General features: G+C 72.8%; 1 protein-coding gene and 1 pseudogene. Both read left to right on the top strand.

Annotation, left to right across the window (positions count from 1 at the left end):
* On the top strand, positions 1-737 hold a 737-nt coding region (locus I59_RS03860), incomplete at its 5' end, for an MFS transporter (RefSeq protein WP_022902740.1).
* 227 nt (positions 738-964) lie between these two features.
* Positions 965-1,169 (top strand): annotated as a pseudogene (locus tag I59_RS03855) (endonuclease/exonuclease/phosphatase family protein); the annotation flags it as partial.

Below are 1,169 nucleotides of genomic sequence, written 5' to 3'. Positions count from 1 at the left end.
CCCTCGACGAGGTCCCCGTGGTGGCCGTCGTGGTGTCCGGCGTCGTCGGAGCGGCCGGCTGCTGGCTCGCGGTCCGGCACTTCCGGCGGGCGCCGCACCCGATCATGGGGCTCGGGTCGTTCCGGCTCGAGACCTTCCGGGTGTCGCATGCCGGAGGCAGCCTCTTCCGGCTCGCCGTCTCGGCGGTGCCCTTCGTGCTCCCCCTGCTCTTCCAGGACGCCTGGGGGTGGAGCGCGGTGCTCGCCGGGTCCGCCGTGCTCTGGGTCTTCGTCGGCAACCTCGGCATCAAGCCGATGACGACGCCGTTGCTCCGCTGGTTCGGGTACCGGCCGGTCATCATCGTGTCCTCCGCGGTCGCCGCGCTGAGCGTCGTCGCGATGGCCTTCACGACTCCGCAGACGCCGTTCTGGCTGCTCGCCGTGCTCCTCGTGGTGAGCGGTGCGGCGCGGTCGGTCGGCTTCACCGCGTACAACACGATCGCGTTCGCCGACGTCGAGCAGGCGGACATGACACCGGCGAACACCCTGTCGTCGACGCTCCAGCAGACCGCGGCGGGGTTCGGGGTCGCGGTGGCCGCCGTGGTGATCCGGGCGGCTGCGGGGCTCGGCGGGTCGGGGCCCTACGTCGTCGCGTTCTGGGTGATCGCCCTGCTGCTCGTCGTGGCCTGCGTCGAGGGCGTCCTGATGAGCCGGACGGCGGGGGAGACCGTGCGGCCGGCGCGCCGCGTGCGGGTCTGACGCGCCGCCAGCGCGCTGCGCGCGGGGCTCACACGCGCCGCCGGCGCGCCGCGTGCGGGTCTGACGCGCCGCCGGCGTGCCGCCGCTGTCCGTTCGCGACACGGTCACACGCCGGAAACCCGTCCCGCGCTACAGTCTCAGCAACCTGCCGCGGAGGCCGAGTAGTTTCGCTCCGGCAGGGTGACCCGGTACCCCGGACACGACGCCACCCGGAACAGGAAGGCAGCATGGCCGCTCCACAGCAGCTCGGGACGATCGACCCCGACGCCGACGTGCAGCCGACCGCACTGCGTGTCGTCAGCTACAACCTCCGTGAGCACACCGCGAACGGGGAACTCTCGTCCCTGGCCGAGGCCTCGCAGGCCCACGTCCTGTGCGTGCAGGATTGCGACTCGAACGACTTCGCCCGGTCCGTCGGCGGCCTCACGCTTC

Source organism: Curtobacterium sp. B8 (genome assembly GCF_000333315.1).
Lineage (GTDB): Bacteria > Actinomycetota > Actinomycetes > Actinomycetales > Microbacteriaceae > Curtobacterium > Curtobacterium luteum.
This window is presented reverse-complemented; position numbering and strand designations above follow the sequence as displayed.